The following is an 18923-nucleotide window of genomic DNA, read 5'->3' on the forward strand; positions in this document are numbered from 1 at the left end:
CGCATGGTGTGCACGGCCTGCTCTGAAGCGCCGGAGCGTAGCTCGTTCAGTGCCCGGCGCCAGAAGTGGGGGCGCAACCTAGGCGAAGATCCCGCCGCTGGTCAACCCCACACAAGCGTGGCGAGCCCTGCGAAGGGCAACTTCTTACCCCGCCCACCGCGCATGCCGCGCTCGTGCCGGCCGTCGCCTCGTTGTGACGGGCCGTTCCGACCAGACGAGCTTCGCTGAACCTCGGTACAGGCGAGGGACCGAGCTCTGCAAGCGCAGGAGAGAAGCGCTGCGCCGAAAATTTGAGAGTTGCTGGGAAAGCGGAGAGCGTTTCGGGGGAACCGCTCGGCGGGCGTCGCCGCGGGAATAGAAAAGGGAGCGTGCGTGCTACATGTGGCGTCAGCCCAGGTCGAGAATGATGACGCCCCGGTTGGGATCGTCCTCTTCCGGGTCCGGAAGACGACGAGGTGCGGGGTAGCGTTCGATCGGCAGCTCAAGGCGCGGTCGAATTTCTTCTCTTCTGGACCGATCCTTCTCTTCTTCGCGCTGCCGTATTTGCTCGATGATGAACGGAGGAAGCATCGACTAACCCCTCCACCTCGTAGAGTGCTCGGCTGAATTGGTGGAACGAGGTCTGGGAGAAAGCACCCCGCTCTTAGAAGCGAATCTAGCAATGTGGGATGGCGGGTCAAGGTTATCGCTCGGGCCGACGGTGGTATGTTCGCGGCGCTCATGACGCGGCACGGCGCGTGGCCTGCGCACGCATCCTTCGAATTTCGCTGGGATCATCGACGTCTGCAGGTGCGCCGGCGGGCGACATGCCGCTCCCTCGTGGTCGCGCTGGCCGCGCTGATGGCGCTGCTTGCGCCCGCCCGAGCAGCGGCCGCTGCCTTCGACGTCAACGACCCGAGCTGGGAGGGTTGCTCGGAGTTTCTCGAGATCGCGCGCGCGGAGCTCGGGGTTGCCAGGGTCCACGCCGTCGCTGTGCTCGACTGGAGCCAGGTCGGCCCGGAGGACGGGATCCTCGTGCTGCACCCGCTGCAGGCGCTCGACGCTGACGACACCACCTCGTTCATGAAGGCCGGCGGGCGGCTCGCGATCGTCGACGACTTCGGCCGCGGCGACGACACGCTCCGAAGGTTCCAGATCGAGCGCGTCCCGACGCCAGCCCGGCCGGTCGCCGCGCTCCGGAACCGCCCCGCCCTCGCCATCGCGGAGCCCGTCGTCGACGTCGTCGGCGGCCACGCCATCGGCCCGCACCCCGTCGTCAGCCACCTGCAGCGTCTCGTGACGAACCACGCGACCGGCCTGAGGCACCCGAACCTCTCGCCCGTGCTGCGGATCCGCGCCGTCAGCGAGCCCGACGTGATCGTCGCCGTCGCCGGACAGGTCGGCAAGGGCCGGCTCTTCGCGATGGGCGACCCGTCCGCGCTGATGAACATGATGCTCCGGTACCCGGGCAACCGCGCGTTCGCCTCGGGCCTGACCCGCTACCTCGTCGACGAGGACGGGGCTCAGCCGCGCCGGGGTCGGCTCTACATCGTCGCGAACCGCTTCGACGAGGAGAGCTCGTTCGGCGGCGAGACGTCCCTCCGCAAGGACTTCGACGAGCAGCTCAAGGCGCTCGCGAGCGCCGTCGATGACGCCCGCCGGGACGGCCTGCCCGGCGGCGCTCTCCTCGCCCTGGCAGCGCTCGCCGGCCTCGGCCTCGCGCTCTGGACCGCGCGCGCCTCGGCGCGGCCTTACCGGAGCCCGCTCCCTCGATATGCCCGCCCAACGCCGCTCGTCTCGCAGGGCGGCGCCGCTGGGCGCTTCGCCGTGCTCGCGGCCCCGTCGTCGCCCCGCGGGCTCGCGTTCCTCGAGCTGAAGAGCGCGCTGTTCGAGGCCCTGTCCGTGCGCTTCGGCCTCGAGGCCAACCCGGCGCAGGAGGCGGTCACGCGGCTGGTGGCCCGAGAGGGATCTCTTGACGAGCGCGCCCTCTCGGCATTCAAGGAGGTCCTGGGCACCATGTACCGAGTCGAAGCGTCCGTCGTCGCCGGCAAGCCGGCGAACGTGTCCAGGCCCGCGCTCTTGCACGCCGCCGACGTCGTGCGGAAGGTCCTCACCGCCTGCGGCGCCGACGGCCGGAAGCCGCCGCGGGGGCTTCACCCCGGCGCGCCCGAAGGCCGCTCGGCGGCGCCGCCGGAGGCGCAGCCCTCGCAGGCAGACGCGAAGCTCGCACCACCCCCCTCTGACAAAGGCGCTCGATGAACCAGGTTCAAACCGTCGCCGTCGATGAAATCTCCGCTGCCAAGGAGCGGATCGAGGCGGTCCGGCGGGAGATCACGCGCGTTTACATCGGATCGTCGCGCGCGATCGATCTGATGCTCACCGCCCTGCTCGCGCAGGGGCACGTGCTGCTGGAAGGCGTCCCCGGCGTCGCGAAGACCACGCTGGTCAAGGCGTTCGCGGCCGCGCTCGGCGCGTCCGTGCGGCGGATCCAGTTCACGCCCGACCTCCTGCCCGCCGACATCACGGGGACGTACGTCCTGTCGCCCAAGGAGGGGACGTTCACGCTGCGCCCCGGTCCGATCTTCGCGAACCTCGTGCTCGCCGACGAGATCAACCGCGCCCCGGCGAAGACCCAGTCCGCCCTGCTCGAGGCCATGCAGGAGCGGCAGGTGACGATCGAGGGCGATCGCTTCGAGCTGCCGTCGCCCTTCATGGTGCTCGCGACGCAGAACCCGATCGATCTCGAGGGGACCTACCCGCTGCCGGAGGCGCAGATCGACAGGTTCCTCATCCGGGTGAGCCTAGGGTACCCGCAGCACAAGGACGAGGTGGCGATGCTCCGCGCGCACAACGTCGAGCCGCCGCGCGCGCGGGCGACGCTCGCCGTCCAGGACCTCCTCATGCTGCAGGGCGTCGCGCGGCGGATCCACGTCGAGGAGGATCTGTATGAGTACGCGGTGAACCTCACGGCGTTCACGCGCACGCATCCCCGCGTCCTGCTCGGCGCGTCCCCGCGGGCCACGCTCGCGCTCATCCAGGCGGCGAAGGCGGCGGCGGTGATCGGCGGGCGCCCGTTCGTGACGCCGGACGACGTGCGCGGCATGGCGCCCGCGACGCTCGCGCACCGCCTGGTGCTCGTGCCCGAGGCCGACGTGGACACGAAGGCGCGCGACACGATCATCGAGGAGGCGGTCCAGCGCGTGGGGTACCGACGCGCGGCGCGGCCGGCGTAGGTCGCCCATGCAGCTCTACCCCACGCGCACCGCCGCCCACCTGGCCATCGCCGGCGTCGCGGTCATGGGCGCCGGGCTCATCGCGCGGGAGCCGGCGATCGTCGGCTGGGGCGGGGCGATCCTGGTCGCGATCGCGCTCGCCCGCGGCGTGACGCTGGTGTCGGTGGCGCGCATCCGCGCGGCCGGGTTCGAGATGCTCTGGGGCGGCTCGAAGCGGGTCCTCCGGTCCGCGCGGGGAGGCACCGTGGAGATCGAGGCGGAGGTGCGGAACCGCGACACGCTCGCGGCGCGCTACGTGAAGCTGCGCGCGATCGCCTCGTCGCAGCTCGACGTGCGCATCGAGCCGAACCGCGGGGAGGTCTCCGCCTCGGGGCGGCTCAAGGTGAAGGTCGTCGTGAGGACGCCGCGCGTCGGCCAGCACGGGCTCCACGGGCTCGCGCTCGAGGTGCACGGCGCCCCGGGCCTCTTCGAGGTGCCGCTCACCTTCGCGAACCCGTACGGGATCGAGGTGCTCCCGCGGCCCTTCATGGCGTACCTGACGCAGCCGCGCGGAGGGCGGAGCCACATCCTCGCGGCCTCGGGCAGGCCCGGCCGCGTGCGCGGCGAGGGAGATGATCTGCGCGAGCTGCGAGAGCACCAGCCGGGGGATCCGTTCCGGAAGATCGCGTGGAAGGCGAGCGCGCGCCGGGGCACGCTGCTCGTGAGGGAGTTCGAGCGCGAGGAGCGCGACGTGGTCTGGATCCTGGTCGACGCGGCCGTGGACCTCTGGGCGGGCCCGCTCGGCCGCGCCCCGCTCGACCTCATGATCGACGAGGCCTCGGCCATCGCCACGAGGCACCTCGGGCGCGGCGATCGCGTCGGGCTCATCCTCCTGGCGCCTGGCCCGCGCGTGACGATCTCGCCGGACCACGGCCCTGGGCACGGCCAGAAGATCGCGCACGCGCTCATGGTCGGGTGCGGCACGTATGACGCGGATCGGAGCGAGCTCGACGAGGCGGACGTAGCGGCGCGCGTCCTCGAGCACCTCAGGCCGCTCGACGCGCGCGGCCTCGACGACCTGCGTCGCGGCGATCTCGACCGCCTGGCCGCCCGCGCCGATTCGATGCGGTCGCGCGCGCCGTTCTCGGCGCCGGCGCCGCTCGGGCGCTCGCAGCGCGAGCGCACCCTGCGCCGCTACCTCGCCAGCTATGGCATCGAATCGCCCGCGCGGTCCGAGACGGATCGGCGCGATCCGGCCGTGACGATCGCGGAGTCGCTCCTGCACGTCGCGCGCACCAAGCCGCGGGCGAGCATGGTCTACGTCCTCGCGCCGCCCCCCGCTGACGCGCAGCTCGGCCGGCTCTCGGAGGCGGTGCGGCGGCTCTCGCGGAAGGCCGTGCAGGTGATGTGGACGCTCCCCGATCTCGAGCCGGGGCTCAGCCCTCCCTGGGAGGCGCCGCGATCGCCGGAGAGCGACGGAGACGAGGAGCAGCGGGCGCTCACGCCGGCCGACAAGGCCTTCCAGGAGCTCGCGCCGATCGCGGCAGAGGCCGTGCTCATCCGCGCGCGGGTGGCACAAACCCGCCGTGAAGCTGTGCTCCGCAAGGTCGGCGTGCGCGTGGTACGGCTTCGCGCGACGACCGCCGCCGCCCCGCGCGCAACCGCGGCCGCGCCCCACGACGGGGCGCCCCCACCTCAGGCCTAGGACGAACGATGTCCATCTCCGAGCTCCTGCGCGCGCGCGGGCTCTCTCCGAAGAAAGGGTTCGGTCAGAACTTCCTCGTTGACGTCGAGGCGGCGCGCCGGATCGCCGAGGCGGCCACCACGCCCACGGGCGGCGCGGTGGTCGAGATCGGGGCGGGGCTCGGCGCGCTCACGCGGCCGCTCCTCGACCGCGCCGCGCACGTCATCGCGATCGAGCGCGACCGCGACCTCGTCCCGATCCTCCGCGAGCAGCTCGCTGGCCCGATCGAGGAAGGCCGTCTGACGCTGCTCGAGGCCGATGCCGCGCAGGTCGACTGGGTCGCAGCGCTCGCCGGGAAGCCGCCCCCGCGCGCGGTGGCCGGCAACCTCCCGTACCAGCTCACGGGCCGGCTCCTCGAGCAGGCGACCACGATCGCGCACGAGATCGATCGCGCGGTGTTCATGGTGCAGCTCGAGGTCGCCGAGCGCCTCACCGCCGCCCCCGGCAGCGGCGAGTACGGCGCGCTCTCGGTCTTCGTGCAGGCCGCGTTCGACGTGCGCCGCCTCCTGGTCGCGCGCGCGGGCGCGTTCTATCCGAGGCCCGAGGTCGACTCGGCCGTCGTCGTCCTGACGCCGTGGCGCCCGCGGCGCGCCGAGGAGACGGACGCCTTCCGCGCCGCGGTGCGCGCCGCCTTCTCGGCCCGCCGCAAGACGCTCCGCAACGCCTGGAAGAACCTCTACGGCTGGTCGCCCGAGGAGCTCGAGCGCCGCGCGAAGGACGCCGGCATCTCGCTCGACGCGCGCGGCGAGACGCTCAGCGTGGAGGCGTTCGCGCGGATCGCCGCGGCCAAGGACCGCTGACCGCGGTCCCGCGCGAGCGCCGACGCCGCCCCCCGCGCAGGCGTTCTCTTGCGGGAGCGGGCCTCGGAACCCCTAGTCGGACGCGCAGGCCCGTGCTAGTGCGCCGCCCGACTCGTCAAAGCTCGTACGAGGAGGGCTCCCGCTCCATGGTTGTTGGAAAGATCACTCAGGTCATCGGACCGGTTGTCGACGTCGATTTTCCGTCGGGCCAGCTGCCCAGGATTCTGAACGCGCTCAAGTTGAGCAACCCGAGCATCTCGGCTGAGCCTGACAACCTCGTGCTCGAGGTCGCCCAGCACCTCGGCGAGTCGACGGTGCGCACCATCGCGATGGACTCCACCGACGGCCTCGTGCGCGGCATGGAAGTCCGCGACACCGGCAAGCCCATCATGGTGCCGGTGGGCAACGAGTGCCTCGGCCGGATCCTGAACGTCGTCGGCGTGCCGATCGACGAGGCCGGCCCCGTGCACGCCAAGAAGATGGCGCCGATCCACAGGGAGCCTCCCCCGTTCATCGAGCAGTCGACCAAGGTCGAGGTCTTCGAGACGGGCATCAAGGTCATCGACCTGATCGCCCCCTACCGCAAGGGCGGCAAGATCGGCCTCTTCGGCGGCGCCGGCGTCGGCAAGACGGTGCTCATCCTGGAGCTCATCAACAACGTCGCGAAGGCGCACGGCGGCGTGTCCGTCTTCGCCGGCGTCGGTGAGCGGACGCGCGAGGGCAACGACCTCTTCCTCGAGATGAGCGAGTCGAAGCTCGCGGACGGCAGCCCCGTCATCTCCAAGGCCGCGCTGATCTACGGCCAGATGAACGAGCCCCCGGGCGCCCGCGCCCGCGTCGCGCTCTCGGCGCTTGCCGTGGCCGAGCACTTCCGCGACGAGGAGGGCCAGGACGTGCTCCTGTTCGTCGACAACATCTTCCGGTTTACCCAGGCGGGCTCCGAGGTGAGCGCGCTCCTCGGGCGTATTCCGAGCGCCGTCGGCTACCAGCCGACCCTCTCGACGGAGATGGGCGCCTTCCAGGAGCGCATCACCTCGACGACCAAGGGCTCCGTCACCAGCGTGCAGGCGATCTACGTCCCTGCCGACGACCTGACCGATCCCGCCCCGGCCACGGCGTTCGCCCACCTCGACGCCACCACCGTGCTGTCGCGCGCGATCTCGGAGCTCGGCATCTACCCGGCCGTCGATCCGCTCGACTCGAACTCGACGATGCTCGATCCCCAGATCGTCGGCGAGAAGCACTACTCCGTCGCGCGACGCGTGCAGCAGACGCTGCAGCGCTACAAGGACCTCCAGGACATCATCGCCATCCTCGGCATGGACGAGCTCAGCGAGGACGACAAGCTCGTCGTGTCGCGCGCCCGCAAGATCCAGAAGTTCCTGTCGCAGCCGTTCTTCGTCGCGGCCCAGTTCACCGGGCTCGAGGGCAAGCTCGTGGCCCTCAAGGACACGATCGCGGGCTTCGAGGAGATCCTCGACGGCAAGCTCGACCACATCGCGGAGCAGGACTTCTACATGGTGGGCGGCATCGACGAGGTGAAGGCTCGAGCTTCGCAGAAGGCGGCCTGACGCAGCCATGGCCGACACAATCCTCCTCGAGATCGTGACGCCGACCGGCGTCGCGCTGCGCGAGCAGGTCACGGACGTGACCGCGCCGAGCGTCGCCGGCGAGTTCGGCGTGCTGCCGGGGCACCTCCCCCTGCTCGCCGCCCTCCGGACCGGCCTCGTGACCTACCACCAGAACGGCCAGGAGCACCGCTTGGCCGTCCATCACGGCTTCGTCGAGGTCGCCAACGACACAGCGTTGCTGCTCACCGAGCGCTTCGCGAAGAAGGACGAGGTCGACGTCGTGAGGGTGCGCCTCCGGCTCAAGGAAGTCGACGCTGAGCTCGACCACTGGCAGGGCGACCTGACCGATCCGCGCCGCCGCGAGCTCATCGAAGAGGAGCAGTGGCTCGCCACCGAGCTCGAGCTCATCGGTGATCCGCCGCCGCCCATGGTCCGCGAGGACACGCGGTTCCTCGCCGACCACGCCGAAGCGCCCTCTGTCGAAGAGATGGTCGAGGCTTCCCACCCAGACGAGAGCCTCACAGATCACAAGAAGCCCGGGTCTCCGTTCCCCGATCCGAAGTGACATACCTGGCGGCAACCGCCTTGCGCGTGCGGCCGCCGCACAGGACACTGTTGTTCACGCTGGCCGCGGAGGCCTGGGGAATTTCCCGCTTCGCGAGCTGCCCGCACCGCCCAGGCGCTGGCGCGAACACCGCCACGCCATTCGGGTTCACCCGTGACGATCTGCGGGCCCCGCGCACACGGGGCCCTCAAGGCAGCCCATGATCTCTCCGGAGACGATCGCGCTCGTGAAAGAGCGCACGGATCTCGTAGCGCTCATCGGCGAAAGCGTACGCCTCACGCGCCGCGGGCACTCCTTCACCGGGCTCTGCCCCTTCCACAAGGAAAAGACGCCGAGCTTCCACGTGAACCCGAACCGCGGGTTCTATCACTGCTTCGGCTGCAAGGAGACCGGCAGCGCCATCGACTTCGTGATGAAGCTCGAAGGTCGGACGTTCGCTGAGGCGGTGCGCGCGCTCGCCGAGCGCGCCGGCATCGAGGTGGCGGACGCGATGACCGAGGCCGAGCGGCGCGAAGCGCACGCGGCGCGCAAGTCGAAGGACGACCTCTACGCCGTCAACCACCTCGCCGCGACGTTCTTCGAGCACAGCCTCCGCGGCGGTCCCGGCACCAGCGCGCACCCGCTCGCGCGCTACGCCCACGAGGAGCTCCAGCGTCGCGGTCTGCCCCTCCGCGACGGCGAGGGATCCGTCGACCCGATCTCCGACGCCCTCCAGGCGTTCCGGATCGGCTACGCCCCGTTCGGCTGGGACGGGCTCGCCAACTTCCTGCGACAGCAGGGCGTCTCCCCGGTCCTCGGCGAGCGCGTCGGGCTCCTTGTGCCGCGCTCGTCGGGAAGCGGCCATTACGACCGCTTCCGGCACCGGCTCATGTTCGCCGTGACGGACGTGATGGGCCGCGTGATCGCGTTCAGCGGGCGCGCGCTGCCGGACCCGAGCCCCGCGGAGCTCTCGTCGCTCGGCCTCACCGGCCCTGCGCCGCAGGCCGACGGCGCGCCGGCGAAGTACATCAACAGCCCCGAGTCGCCGATCTACACGAAGGGCGAGCACCTCTTCGGCCTGTACCAGGCGCGCCAGGCGATCCGGCAGCACGGCGAGGCGATCCTCGTGGAGGGCAACTTCGACGTCGTCGCGCTGCACGCGCGCGGCATCGGTCACGCGATCGCGCCGCTCGGCACCGCGTTCACGCCCGCACAGGCGAAGCTCATCAAGCGCTTCGCGCCTGCGGTCGTCCTGCTCTTCGACGGCGACGCGGCCGGCAAGAAGGCCACGCGCGCGGCGCGCGCCCCCTGCCGCGAGGCGGGCCTCAGCGCCCGCGTCGCCGTGCTGCCCGCCGGCATCGACCCCGACGACCTCGCGCGCAAGCACGGCCCCGATGCGGTCGCGCGCATCCTCAAGGGAGCGCGCGGCCTGCTCGAGCACCTCATCGACGAGGCGCTCGACGGCGACAGCTTCGGCGGTTCGTCGCTCCCCGAGCAGTTCGCCCGCGTGCGCGCCGTGACCGCGCTGCTCTCGGAGGAGGACGACCCCAACCTCCGGATGATGGCGAAGCTCTACGCCGACCGCGTCTCCTCGAAGCTCGTGATCGGCGGTCGCTCGCCCGACGACCTCCGGCAGCTCGAGCGCGTCGTCGAGGAGTCGCTCTCCCGACCGCGAAGCCAGCCCTCCCGCGAGGTGACCCCCTCCGGACAGTCGACCGAGACGTGGGAGAACGCCCGGTCGCGCGCGCAGATCCAGGAGATCAGCCTCGAGATCCTGGGGTCGATCCTCGATTTCCCCGAGCTCCTGGCCGACGACGAGGTGCAGGCCGCGCTGGAGTGCCTGGAAGGCGACGTCGCTCTTGCAATTGTCACAGCGCGTCAAAATTTCACATTTGAAATGGGACTTGCCGCCAGCGAATTTCTTGCGCAAGTCCCGGCTCCGATCCATTCATTCGCGGCTGGACGGCTGGTCTCGCCTGTCTTCGAAGCGGCCTCAACGGCCAAGGCGACGCTCTTGGAGAACTCAAAAAAGTTGAGCAGGCAAGCCCTGGCGCGACAGAAGGCCGCCGTGATGAGCCAGCTTCAGAAGAGCACGGTGGACGCCGATGCTGAAAACGCTTTGCTGCGTGAGCTATTCCAGCGGAGAGCGGGGGGGCTCGGTCTTCCTTGATGCGTTCCGGGTCGCCCCGGCGTGGCGCCCCGACGTGCGTGATCCCTACAGTTTGTCGGAATCATTTGGTGTCTTGTCGGTCGCGGCGAGCTGATCGCCGTAAGTGGAGCATGAGGTAATGGCGAGCAAGGCCAAGCAATCTTCCGGTCGGGCAGGCGGGGTCGCGAGAGCGGCGGGGGGCGGCGTGCTGAACGGCGCGCGGCACGCTTCGACACGCGGGCACGCTGAGGCAGGGGCACGCCCAAGCAACAAAGGAGACGCGGGCATCCGAGCCGAGCGGTCAGAGAAGGACCGGAAGACGCTGGAAAAACTCGTCGAGACCGGCAAGAGCAAAGGCTTCCTCACCTATGACGAGGTGAACGACGCGCTCCCCGCGGACGTCGCGCCCGATCAGCTCGACGACGTGGTGGGGGCCCTCGGCGACGAGGACATCGAGATCGTCGACGGCGCGACCCAGGTGAAGATCGCGCCGAAGCGCATCGCGGACGAGGAGGCGGGCGAGAAGAAGCTCGTCGTCACGCCCGACCGCGAGGAAGAGGACGTCGACTACTACTCGAAGTCGAACGATCCCGTCCGGATGTACCTCCGTAAGATGGGCAGCGTCTCGCTGCTCACCCGCGAGGGCGAGGTCGAGATCGCGAAGCGGATCGAGATCGGCGAGCAGAAGGTCAATGCTGCCATCCTCGATTCCCCGATCGCCGTCCGCGAGATCATCGATCTCGGCGAGAAGCTCCGGAAGCACAAGATCCGGGTGAAGGAGCTCATCAAGGACGCCGAGAACGACGACCAGGAGTTCGATGAGGAGGAGGCCGATCGGCGCATCATCCGCCTCATCGACAAGGTGAAGCGCGTCGACAAGAAGAAGGCGGAGCTCCTCGAGGAGCGCAAGGACGTGAAGACGGAGGTCCGCCGCAAGCAGATCGACGTCGAGGTGACGCAGGCGACGGCCGAGCTCGTGACGACGCTCGAGGAGATGCGCCTCAACAAGCGGACGATCGACAAGATCGTCCAGAAGCTGAAGAGCCTCATCTCGAAGGTCGAGAAGGCGGAGGCCGGCGCGACGGAGCTGGAGCGGCGCACGGGGCTCTCGAAGGGCGAGCTCAAGCGCGAGCTCATCAAGGTGAAGGGCAACCGCGCCCTCGAGGGGCGGCTCGCCAGGAAGCTCAACGTCAACCGCGAAGAGCTCAATGACTTCGAGTCGACCATCAAGAACGCCCAGAAGGGCCTCAAGAAGGTCGAGGAAGAGCTCAACATCGACGTCGCGGCGATCCGCGAGACCTACGAGAACATCCGCGAGGGCGAGCGGATGGCGGAGCGCGCCAAGGCGGAGCTGGTCGAGGCGAACCTCCGCCTCGTGGTCTCCATCGCGAAGAAGTACACGAACCGCGGCCTCCAGTTCCTGGACCTCATCCAGGAAGGGAACATCGGCCTCATGAAGGCCGTCGACAAGTTCGAGTACAAGCGCGGCTACAAGTTCTCGACGTACGCGACGTGGTGGATCAGGCAGGCGATCACCCGCGCGATCGCGGACCAGGCGCGGACGATCCGCATCCCGGTCCACATGATCGAGACGATCAACAAGCTGATCCGCACCTCGCGTTACCTCGTGCAGGAGTACGGCCGCGAGCCGACCCCCGAGGAGATCGCCGAGAAGATGGAGCTCCCGCTCGACAAGGTGCGGAAGGTCCTGAAGATCGCGAAGGAGCCGATCTCGCTCGAGACCCCCATCGGCGAGGAGGAGGACTCGCATCTCGGCGACTTCATCGAGGACAAGAGCGTGATCTCGCCCGCTGAGGCCGTGATCAACATGAACCTCGCCGAGCAGACCCGTAAGGTCCTGAAGACGCTGACCCCGCGCGAGGAGAAGGTGCTCCGGATGCGCTTCGGCATCGGCGAGAAGAGCGACCACACGCTCGAAGAGGTCGGCCAGGACTTCGAGGTCACCCGCGAGCGCATCCGCCAGATCGAGGCGAAGGCGCTCCGCAAGCTCCGGCACCCCAGCCGGTCGAAGCAGCTCAAGAGCTTCATCGACAGCTAGCCCGTGGGCTGTCCTGCTCGGCGACCGAAGGCAGCCCCTGCGCGCAGGCCGCGCTGCCGTCCTCTCCCCTGCGGGCCGCGCGCTCGCGCGGGGAGGGGCTCGCTCGCCGAGCAGCGCGCCGTGGTCGTGGCCCTCCTCGTTGTCGCGGGCGCGCTCCTCGGCGCCGGGTGCAAGAAGACAATGTCCGAGGACGACTGCCGCAGGGTCGGCGAGGCCATGCGCGCCGCCTGGGCCGCGGAGGCGAAGCGGGTCGGGCCCACGGGGCCGCAGGTCTCAGGGAAAGCCTCGGTGGTGCTCGCGAGCGAGGGCGAGCGGCTCTCGTCGGAATGGACGTCGGACTGCAAGCGGGAGCTCGCCGGGAGCGAGGTGGACCCGGGCGAGATCGACTGCCTCGCGCGCGCGAAGACGCTCGAGGAGCTCCGCCGGTGCAGCGCACCGTGATGAACGCCTGCGGGCGCGCCAGAGGGGCGCGCTGCTGCGACTCAGCTCAGGCTCAGTTCAGGTAGCGCTTGTCCTTCGGCGGGTCTTTCTGACCGCCGGGGATCACCCGGAGCGGAACGCCGCCGGAACGGCCGCGCGCCGCGGGGACGCGGCGGAGCGCGGCGGACTGTGCCTGGAGCTGGCGGAAGCGCATCCGGAGGTAGAAGCGGCGCAGCGGAGAGTAGTCACCGAACAGATAGCCCGCGAGCATGCCGCCGAACGGCGTGATCAAGCCCTCGGGGGGCGCGCGCATCGCGATGACGTTGAGCACCGAGATGGCGAAGATGAAGACGAGCAGCATGGTGCCCGTCACGGGGAGGACGAAGAAGAGGCGGACCGTGGCGTGGCGGTGCGCGAGCGCCCACGCGACGGCGACCGCCTCGATCATGCCGAGCCCGCCGTAAAACACGGACTGCGCCACCTTCGGGAACAGCGCGCCGATCGCCACCTGGAGCGCGAACGCGAAGGCCGCGGAGCCGAACAGGAACGCGACCATGCGGCGGGCGCCCCAGCGCTCCTCGAGCGAGGTGCCGAGGAAGTACAGGCCGAGGAGCGTCGTGGCGAAGTGCCAGGGGTCGCTCGGGCTGTGGACGAGCGGCGCCGTGAGCAGCCGCCACACCTGGCCGTGGAGCACCCGATCGCTGATGCCAACGAACGGCTGCAGGACCCCTTCCCCGGCGCCTCCCCAGTTCAGCCCCAGGGTGAACATCACCCAGATACAGCCGATCGCGATCATCATCCCCAGCAGGGCCTTGCCTGGCCTGGGGAACCCCATTGAGCCGTGCTCCGGGCGCATGCTTTCCACCTAACAGCCGCGCCCCCGCCGGGCAACCGCTGCCCCCGCACTTTGCCGCGAGCGCCCCCTGTCAGCGCCCGCGGCCCCGACCAACGCCCGCCTCACGCCAGCCAGGACGCTCCGGGGCAGGGGCCGCCCGGTAGCCCCGGCAGGTCGGGGCGGCGCGCCAGCGGCTCGTCCCCCTGGTCCCACCTCCCCGGGTTTCCTGCTGCCCCGCAGGGCGGCGGCTCAGAAGAAGTTTCCGATGTTGAACTCGAACTTGTACGTCTCTTCGTAGGACAGCCGCTTGAACGGGAAGCCCCACTCGAAGCGCAGCGGTCCGAGCGGCGAGAACCACCGGAGCCCGAACCCCCACGAAGTGCGGACGTCGAGGAGGCGCTGCAGCGAGAAGCACGGGTTCGTGACGTCGTTCGGCGAGGCAGGTGCGGCGTTGCAGTAGAGCTTCTCGAGGTTCCAGGCGTTGCCCAGGTCAGTGAAGACGACGCCCTTGATCTGCACGGCCTCGATGAGCGGGAACTCCAGCTCGAGGTTCTGGTAGTACATCAGGTTGCCGCCGATGTTCGCGCCGTTCGCGATCGGCGGAGAGTTCGGATCCAGCGAGTCGCGCAGCGGCAGACGCGGACCGATATCCCGGATCTCGAAGCCGCGCACGTCGAGGATACCGCCCAGGAAGAAGCGGGCGAAGATCGGCACGCCCTCCGGGTTGGGGCTCGTCACCATGCCGGCCTCGGTGTTCAGCTTGAGGACCAGGCTGTCCGTGATGGGGTAGTAGAACCGCCCCGTGGCGCGGTACCGCAGGAACTCGTTCTGGCTGCCGAACGCGCTGTGGGCGAGCTCCACCGAGCCCTGCAGGTAAATGCCGGACGTCGGGAAGAGCTGGTTGTTGCGCGTGTCGTAGGTGAGCGCAGGGCGGATGCTGGACGTGATCCCGTCGTTGAAGAGGTTGTAGAGCGGGAGCCGCTGGAACGTGGACCGCGCGTCCGCCGTGCCGAGGCCGGTCGTCGTGGACGACGAGATCTCGTCCTTCTCCAGCGTGTAGGTGAGCTGCGCGCGGAGCTCCGGCTCGACGAGCGGGTAGCCGAGCGTGAGCGAGCCGCCCGTGGAGGTCTGCGAGAACTCCTTGTAGGCCCGTAGCTGGTTGTAGACGCTCACCGCCGCGGAGAACGGGCTGTCGAGCAGGTACGGCTCGAAGAAGCGGAGGTCGATGAGCCGCCGCAGCCCGGAGATCTGCGCCTGCAGGGAGAGCGACTGGCCGCTTCCGAGCAGGTTCGCCTGCTGGACCTGCGCCGTCGCGATGAAGCTCTCGACGCTCGAGAAGCCGGCGCCGATCTGGAAGGTGCCCGTCGGCTTCTCGCCGATGTCGATGTTGACGTTGATGTGCTGGGCGTCCTCGCCCTGCTCGGTGGAGATGTCGACCCGCTCGAAGTAGCCGAGCGCGGTGATCCGCTGCTTCGATCGCTCCAGCTTGGTCTCGCTGAACAGCTTCCGCTCCTCCACCTCCATCTCGCGGCGGATCACCTTGTCCCGCGTCTTCGTGTTGCCGCGGATTTCGATGCGCCCGAAATAGACGAGCTGGTTTCTGCGGATGCCGACGGTGATGTCGACCTCACGACGGTCGGGGTCGAGCTGGGTGTCAGGCGACGCCTCGACGTTGGCGTAGCCGGCGTCGCGGTACAGCGTCTGGATCGCGCTGAGATCCTTGGCAAGCTCGGCGCGGTTGAACCAGTCCCCCGACTTGGCCCGCACCATCTCGCGCAGCGCCCGGCGCCCGCCGAGCGGCTCGATCTCGCGGCCGTCCGCGTCACGCTCGTACACGCGGAGCGAGCGGATGCGGAACCGCGGCCCCTCGTTGATCGTCAGCGTGACCTCGATGCCCGTGCGATCCGGCGTGAGCATCACCCTGGGCGTCGCGACCTGCACCGCCAGGAAGCCGCGATCGTAGTAGAGCGCGTTGATCACGAGCACGTCGCGCTCGAACGCGTCCTGGCGGAACGGGCCGCCCGTGCCGAAGGCGAAGAAGCCCCCCTGCCCCGTGATCATCACCTCCCGGAGCTCCTCGTCCGGGATGTTGTGGTTGCCGATGAAGGTGATGCGCCGGACGGTGACCGGCGCGTGCTCCTTGATCGTGAACTTGAGGGTGACCTGGTTCTCCCGCTCCGGCTTGACCTCGTAGCTGACCTCCGCGAGGAAGTAGCCCTCCTCGGCGTACTTGTCGCGGAGCTTCTGCACGCCGCGCCGGATCGCCGCGTAGCTCAGGATCGTGCCCGGCTTGACCTCGACCGAGAGCGCCTCGGTAAGGTCCTCGCTGCTGATCTCGTTGTTGCCGGAGAACTCGATGGCCTTGATGCTCGGCCGCTCGCGGACGAGCACGCGCAGGCTCACGCCGTCGTCGCGGCGGGTGAGGTCGACCTCGACGTCATCGAACAGGCCGGAGTCCCAGAGCTCGCGCACGTCGCGCGCCAGCCCCTCGGGGGTGAACGGCCTGCCGACCCGCGTCTGCCCCAGGTAGACGAGCACGTCCTCCGTCGAGACCCGCCGGTTGCCGGCGACGGTGACCTGGACGACCGGCTGCCCGCGGGCGAGCTCGGCCTCGGTGGGCGCCAGATCGATCGTCGGCTCGGCCGGGTCGGCGGCGCCCTGCACAGGTGTACCGGCGCCGGGCTGCCCTCCCCCGGCCGGGCTGGCCGGATCCGGCGGCGCAGCGACGCCGGACGGAACGGGAGACGGCGTGGCGCCACCCCCGGGCGGCTGGGCGCCCGGAGCACCTCCGGGCGCCTGTGCTGCCGCGAGCCGGGGCGGTAGGGCCACTGCCGCAACGAACACCAGGAAGAGGCCGAGCCAGACGAGCCGCAGCCAGCGGCTGGGGAGGCGAAGCATTGGACGGGTGCCTGTCGCGTACAAGGCGCCACCCCGTAGCCCAGTGCGCCGTGAGTCTCAAGGGCGGACGCCGAAAACAGGGCGTCGCCGACCTGTCGCGCTGCGAACCCGGCGTTCGGGTCGATCTCCGGGCCATCTGACGCTATGCCAGGGCCCGCACGAGCGCAGGCGAGCACTCGCCGCCAGAAATTCCCGCGAGGTAGCCTTGACCGAGCGCGAGGCCCTGGGTAATTGCCGAGGCTCGCCAGCGTTCACCTGAACATCGGAGCACTGCTCAACCGGTGCCCGCGAACTCCCTGGAGTAACGCGTGTCTCGAACCCCCTCCCTTCCGCCCGACGGTGAGGCGCCCCGCAGGGGCCGCCGCGGTGGCCGGCCCGGCGACGACGAGCCGCCGCCGCCTCCGGCGCCCGACACCTCGCTCGCCGACGAAGCGCAGCGCCGGTACCTGAACTATGCGCTCAGCGTCATCACGTCGCGCGCGCTCCCCGACGTGCGCGATGGGCTGAAGCCGGTGCAGCGCCGCATCCTCTACGCGATGCTGCACGACCTGCACCTCGGGCCGGACGCGAAGTTCCGGAAGAGCGCCGCGGTCGTCGGCGACGTGATGGGCAAGTACCACCCGCACGGCGACGTCGCGATCTACGACGCGATGGTCCGGCTCGCGCAGGACTTCGTGATGAGGGCGCCGCTCATCGCGGGCCACGGGAACTTCGGTTCCGTGGACGGCGATGCGCCGGCGGCCATGCGCTACACGGAGGCGAAGCTCCGCCCCCTCGCGCTGGAGCTGCTCGGCGAGCTCGGCCAGCGCACCGTGGATTTCCGGCCCAACTACGACGGGACCCGCTTCGAGCCGATCGTCCTGCCGTCGCGCTTCCCCAACCTCCTCGTGAACGGCTCGCAGGGGATCGCTGTCGGGATGGCCACGAGCATCCCGCCGCACAACCTCGGCGAGGTGATCGACGCGTGCGTCGCGCTGATCGAGAGCCGCGAGCTCACCACGCAGAAGCTGCTGTCGTACGTGAAGGGGCCCGACTTCCCGACCGGCGGCCAGCTCCACGCGACGAAGAAGGAGCTCGAGGTCGTCTACACGTCCGGCCAGGGCTCGCTGAAGCTCCGCGGCGAGTGGAAGCTGGAAGAGGGCGACGGCAAGCGCGGCGCCGCGCCGCAGATCGTGATCACCTCGATCCCGTACGGGATCGAGCGGAAGGCGATCGTCGAGAAGATCGCCGAGGTGATCATCTCGAAGAAGCTGCCGACGCTCGTGGACGTGCGCGACGAGTCCACGGCCGAGGTGCGCATCGTGATGGAGCTCAAGCGCGGCGCCGACGCGCAGCTCGTGATGGCGTACCTCTACAAACAGACGCCGCTCGCGATCAACGTGCAGGTGAACCTCACCTGCCTCGTGCCCACCGACAACGCGGAGGTCGCCGCGCCGCGGCGGCTCGGCCTGCACGAGATCCTGACGAAGTTCCTCGACTTCCGCTACGGGACCGTGACGCGGCGGCTCGAGTTCCAGCTCGGCGAGCTGCGGCGGCGGATCACGATCCTCGAGGGCTTCGAGAAGATCTTCGACGCCCTCGACGAGGTGATCCGGATCATCCGCAAGAGCGAGGGCAAGGCCGACGCGGCCGAGAAGCTGATCAAGCGCTTCGCCCTGAACGAGGAGCAGACGGACGCGATCCTCGAGCTCAAGCTCTACCGGCTGGCGCGGCTCGAGATCCTGCTCGTGCAGAAGGACCTCGCCGAGAAGCGCGCCGAGGCGAAGCGGATCGAGGGGCTGCTCAAGAGCGACGCGAAGCGCTGGGGGATCGTCCGCGACGAGCTCATCGAGATCAAGGGCTCGTACGGCGAGAAGCGCCGCACCAAGGTGGTCGGCTCGATCGACGAGCCCGAGTACCAGGCCGAGGACTTCATCGTGGCCGAGGACGCGAACGTCATCCTCTCGGCGCAGGGCTGGGTGAAGCGCGTCCGCGAGGTGAGGGATCTCTCCTCGACGCGCGTCCGCGAGGGCGACAGCGTGCTCGCGGTCGTCGCCGGCTCGACGCGATCGACGGTCGCCTTCTTCTCGAACCTCGGCGCGTGCTACGTGTGCCGCATCCACGACGTGCCGCAGTCGACCGGCTACGGCGACCCCGTGCAGAAGCTGTTCAAGCTGGCCGACGGCGAGCGGCTGATCGCGATGCTCTCCTTCGATGCGCGGGCGCTCGACGTGCCTGCGCCGACCCCGGACGCCGCCGAGCCGGAGCCGCCCTTCGCGCTCGCGATCACGCGCGGGGGCCTGGGCTTCCGGTTCTCGCTGCGCCCGCACCGCGATCCCTCGACGCGCTCCGGGCGCCGCTTCGCCAAGCTGAACGAGGGCGACGAGGTGCTCTTCGTCCACGCCGTGGACGGCGCCGACAGGGTGCTCTGCGCCTCGAGCGACGCGTGGGCGCTCAGCGTGGCCGTGGAGGAGCTCGCGCTGCTCTCCGGCCCGGGCAAGGGCGCGGTCGTGATGCGGGTCGCCGAGGGCGAGCGCCTCGTCGGCGCCGCGCTCGCCCTCGGCCCGAACGACACGATCACGGTCGAGACGGAGAAGGGCAAGGTGCTCGAGATCGCCGCGGGCAAGATCGCCGGCCCGCGCGGCACCCAGGGCGAGCCGATCGCGCGACGCGACCGCTTCGCCCGCGTGGTGCCGCCGGCCGTCGTCGTACCGACGCTGGAGGTGAGCTGAC

General features: G+C 69.9%; 13 protein-coding genes. 10 read left to right on the forward strand and 3 right to left on the reverse strand.

Annotated elements, in window-relative coordinates; genetic code table 11:
• Positions 1–387: 387 nt before the first annotated feature.
• Complete coding sequence (locus WMF42_RS22800) at positions 388–570, reverse strand: hypothetical protein (protein WP_155798428.1); 183 nt, start codon at positions 568–570, stop codon at positions 388–390.
• Positions 571–819: 249 nt separating this feature from the next.
• On the opposite strand from WMF42_RS22800, the gene WMF42_RS22805 reads away from it, so the two are divergent.
• The 9 genes from WMF42_RS22805 to WMF42_RS22845 all read left to right on the forward strand — a co-directional run bounded on the left by WMF42_RS22805 (position 820) and on the right by WMF42_RS22845 (position 12499).
• Positions 820–2238, forward strand: coding sequence for a DUF4350 domain-containing protein (locus WMF42_RS22805; RefSeq protein WP_437684661.1), 1419 nt, complete (start codon positions 820–822; stop codon positions 2236–2238).
• The gene (locus tag WMF42_RS22810; RefSeq protein WP_437684663.1) at positions 2235–3212 is read left to right on the forward strand and encodes an AAA family ATPase; all 978 of its coding nucleotides are present in this window, start codon (positions 2235–2237) and stop codon (positions 3210–3212) included. Before WMF42_RS22805 ends, WMF42_RS22810 begins: the two co-directional genes overlap by 4 nt.
• A 7-nt stretch (positions 3213–3219) precedes the next feature.
• Positions 3220–4896, forward strand: coding sequence for a DUF58 domain-containing protein (locus WMF42_RS22815; RefSeq protein ID WP_437684664.1), 1677 nt, complete (start codon positions 3220–3222; stop codon positions 4894–4896).
• 8 nt (positions 4897–4904) lie between these two features.
• Positions 4905–5735 carry a 16S rRNA (adenine(1518)-N(6)/adenine(1519)-N(6))-dimethyltransferase RsmA gene (rsmA, locus tag WMF42_RS22820; protein WP_061608558.1) on the forward strand — a complete coding sequence of 277 codons (831 nt, stop codon included), beginning with the start codon at positions 4905–4907 and terminating at the stop codon, positions 5733–5735.
• Between the two features lie 146 nt (positions 5736–5881).
• Positions 5882–7306: a F0F1 ATP synthase subunit beta gene (gene atpD, locus WMF42_RS22825; RefSeq protein ID WP_061608557.1), complete on the forward strand. Its 1425-nt coding sequence runs from the start codon at positions 5882–5884 to the stop codon at positions 7304–7306.
• Between the two features lie 7 nt (positions 7307–7313).
• A complete protein-coding gene (atpC, locus tag WMF42_RS22830) occupies positions 7314–7871 on the forward strand; it encodes an ATP synthase F1 subunit epsilon (RefSeq protein WP_061608556.1) in 558 nt (185 codons plus the stop codon).
• A 199-nt stretch (positions 7872–8070) separates the two neighbouring features.
• Positions 8071–10020 (forward strand): DNA primase, encoded by a 1950-nt coding sequence (gene dnaG, locus WMF42_RS22835; protein WP_061608555.1) that lies wholly within the window; start codon positions 8071–8073, stop codon positions 10018–10020.
• Between the two features lie 118 nt (positions 10021–10138).
• Complete coding sequence (rpoD, locus tag WMF42_RS22840; protein ID WP_061608554.1) at positions 10139–12058, forward strand: RNA polymerase sigma factor RpoD; 1920 nt, start codon at positions 10139–10141, stop codon at positions 12056–12058.
• Positions 12059–12178: 120 nt separating this feature from the next.
• Entirely contained in the window at positions 12179–12499 is a 321-nt protein-coding gene (locus tag WMF42_RS22845) for a hypothetical protein (protein WP_061608553.1), read from the forward strand.
• Positions 12500–12551: 52 nt separating this feature from the next.
• Here WMF42_RS22845 and WMF42_RS22850 read toward each other — a convergent pair whose 3' ends face one another.
• Together WMF42_RS22850 and bamA are read right to left on the reverse strand one after the other, a co-directional pair.
• Positions 12552–13334 (reverse strand): rhomboid family intramembrane serine protease, encoded by a 783-nt coding sequence (locus tag WMF42_RS22850; protein WP_437684668.1) that lies wholly within the window; start codon positions 13332–13334, stop codon positions 12552–12554.
• A gap of 228 nt (positions 13335–13562) precedes the next feature.
• Positions 13563–16211 carry an outer membrane protein assembly factor BamA gene (gene bamA / locus WMF42_RS22855; protein WP_233561525.1) on the reverse strand — a complete coding sequence of 883 codons (2649 nt, stop codon included), beginning with the start codon at positions 16209–16211 and terminating at the stop codon, positions 13563–13565.
• Between the two features lie 308 nt (positions 16212–16519).
• Between bamA and WMF42_RS22860 the strand changes: the two genes are divergently transcribed.
• A complete protein-coding gene (locus WMF42_RS22860) occupies positions 16520–18922 on the forward strand; it encodes a DNA gyrase/topoisomerase IV subunit A (protein WP_437684670.1) in 2403 nt (800 codons plus the stop codon).
• Position 18923 lies beyond the last annotated feature (1 nt).

The organism is Sorangium sp. So ce176, from assembly GCF_051519835.1.
Classification (GTDB): Bacteria; Myxococcota_A; Polyangia; order Polyangiales; family Polyangiaceae; genus Sorangium; species Sorangium cellulosum_G.

Bases quoted from the DNA above. Each gene is read 5' to 3' on its own strand.
- dnaG (WP_061608555.1), top strand. From the start codon at position 8,071: ATGATCTCTCCGGAGACGATCGCGCTCGTGAAAGAGCGCACGGATCTC.
- bamA (WP_233561525.1), bottom strand. From the start codon at position 16,211: ATGCTTCGCCTCCCCAGCCGCTGGCTGCGGCTCGTCTGGCTCGGCCTC.
- rpoD (WP_061608554.1), top strand. From the start codon at position 10,139: ATGGCGAGCAAGGCCAAGCAATCTTCCGGTCGGGCAGGCGGGGTCGCG.
- atpD (WP_061608557.1), top strand. From the start codon at position 5,882: ATGGTTGTTGGAAAGATCACTCAGGTCATCGGACCGGTTGTCGACGTC.
- WMF42_RS22850 (WP_437684668.1), bottom strand. From the start codon at position 13,334: ATGCGCCCGGAGCACGGCTCAATGGGGTTCCCCAGGCCAGGCAAGGCC.
- rsmA (WP_061608558.1), top strand. From the start codon at position 4,905: ATGTCCATCTCCGAGCTCCTGCGCGCGCGCGGGCTCTCTCCGAAGAAA.
- WMF42_RS22800 (WP_155798428.1), bottom strand. From the start codon at position 570: ATGCTTCCTCCGTTCATCATCGAGCAAATACGGCAGCGCGAAGAAGAG.
- WMF42_RS22815 (WP_437684664.1), top strand. From the start codon at position 3,220: ATGCAGCTCTACCCCACGCGCACCGCCGCCCACCTGGCCATCGCCGGC.
- atpC (WP_061608556.1), top strand. From the start codon at position 7,314: ATGGCCGACACAATCCTCCTCGAGATCGTGACGCCGACCGGCGTCGCG.
- WMF42_RS22810 (WP_437684663.1), top strand. From the start codon at position 2,235: ATGAACCAGGTTCAAACCGTCGCCGTCGATGAAATCTCCGCTGCCAAG.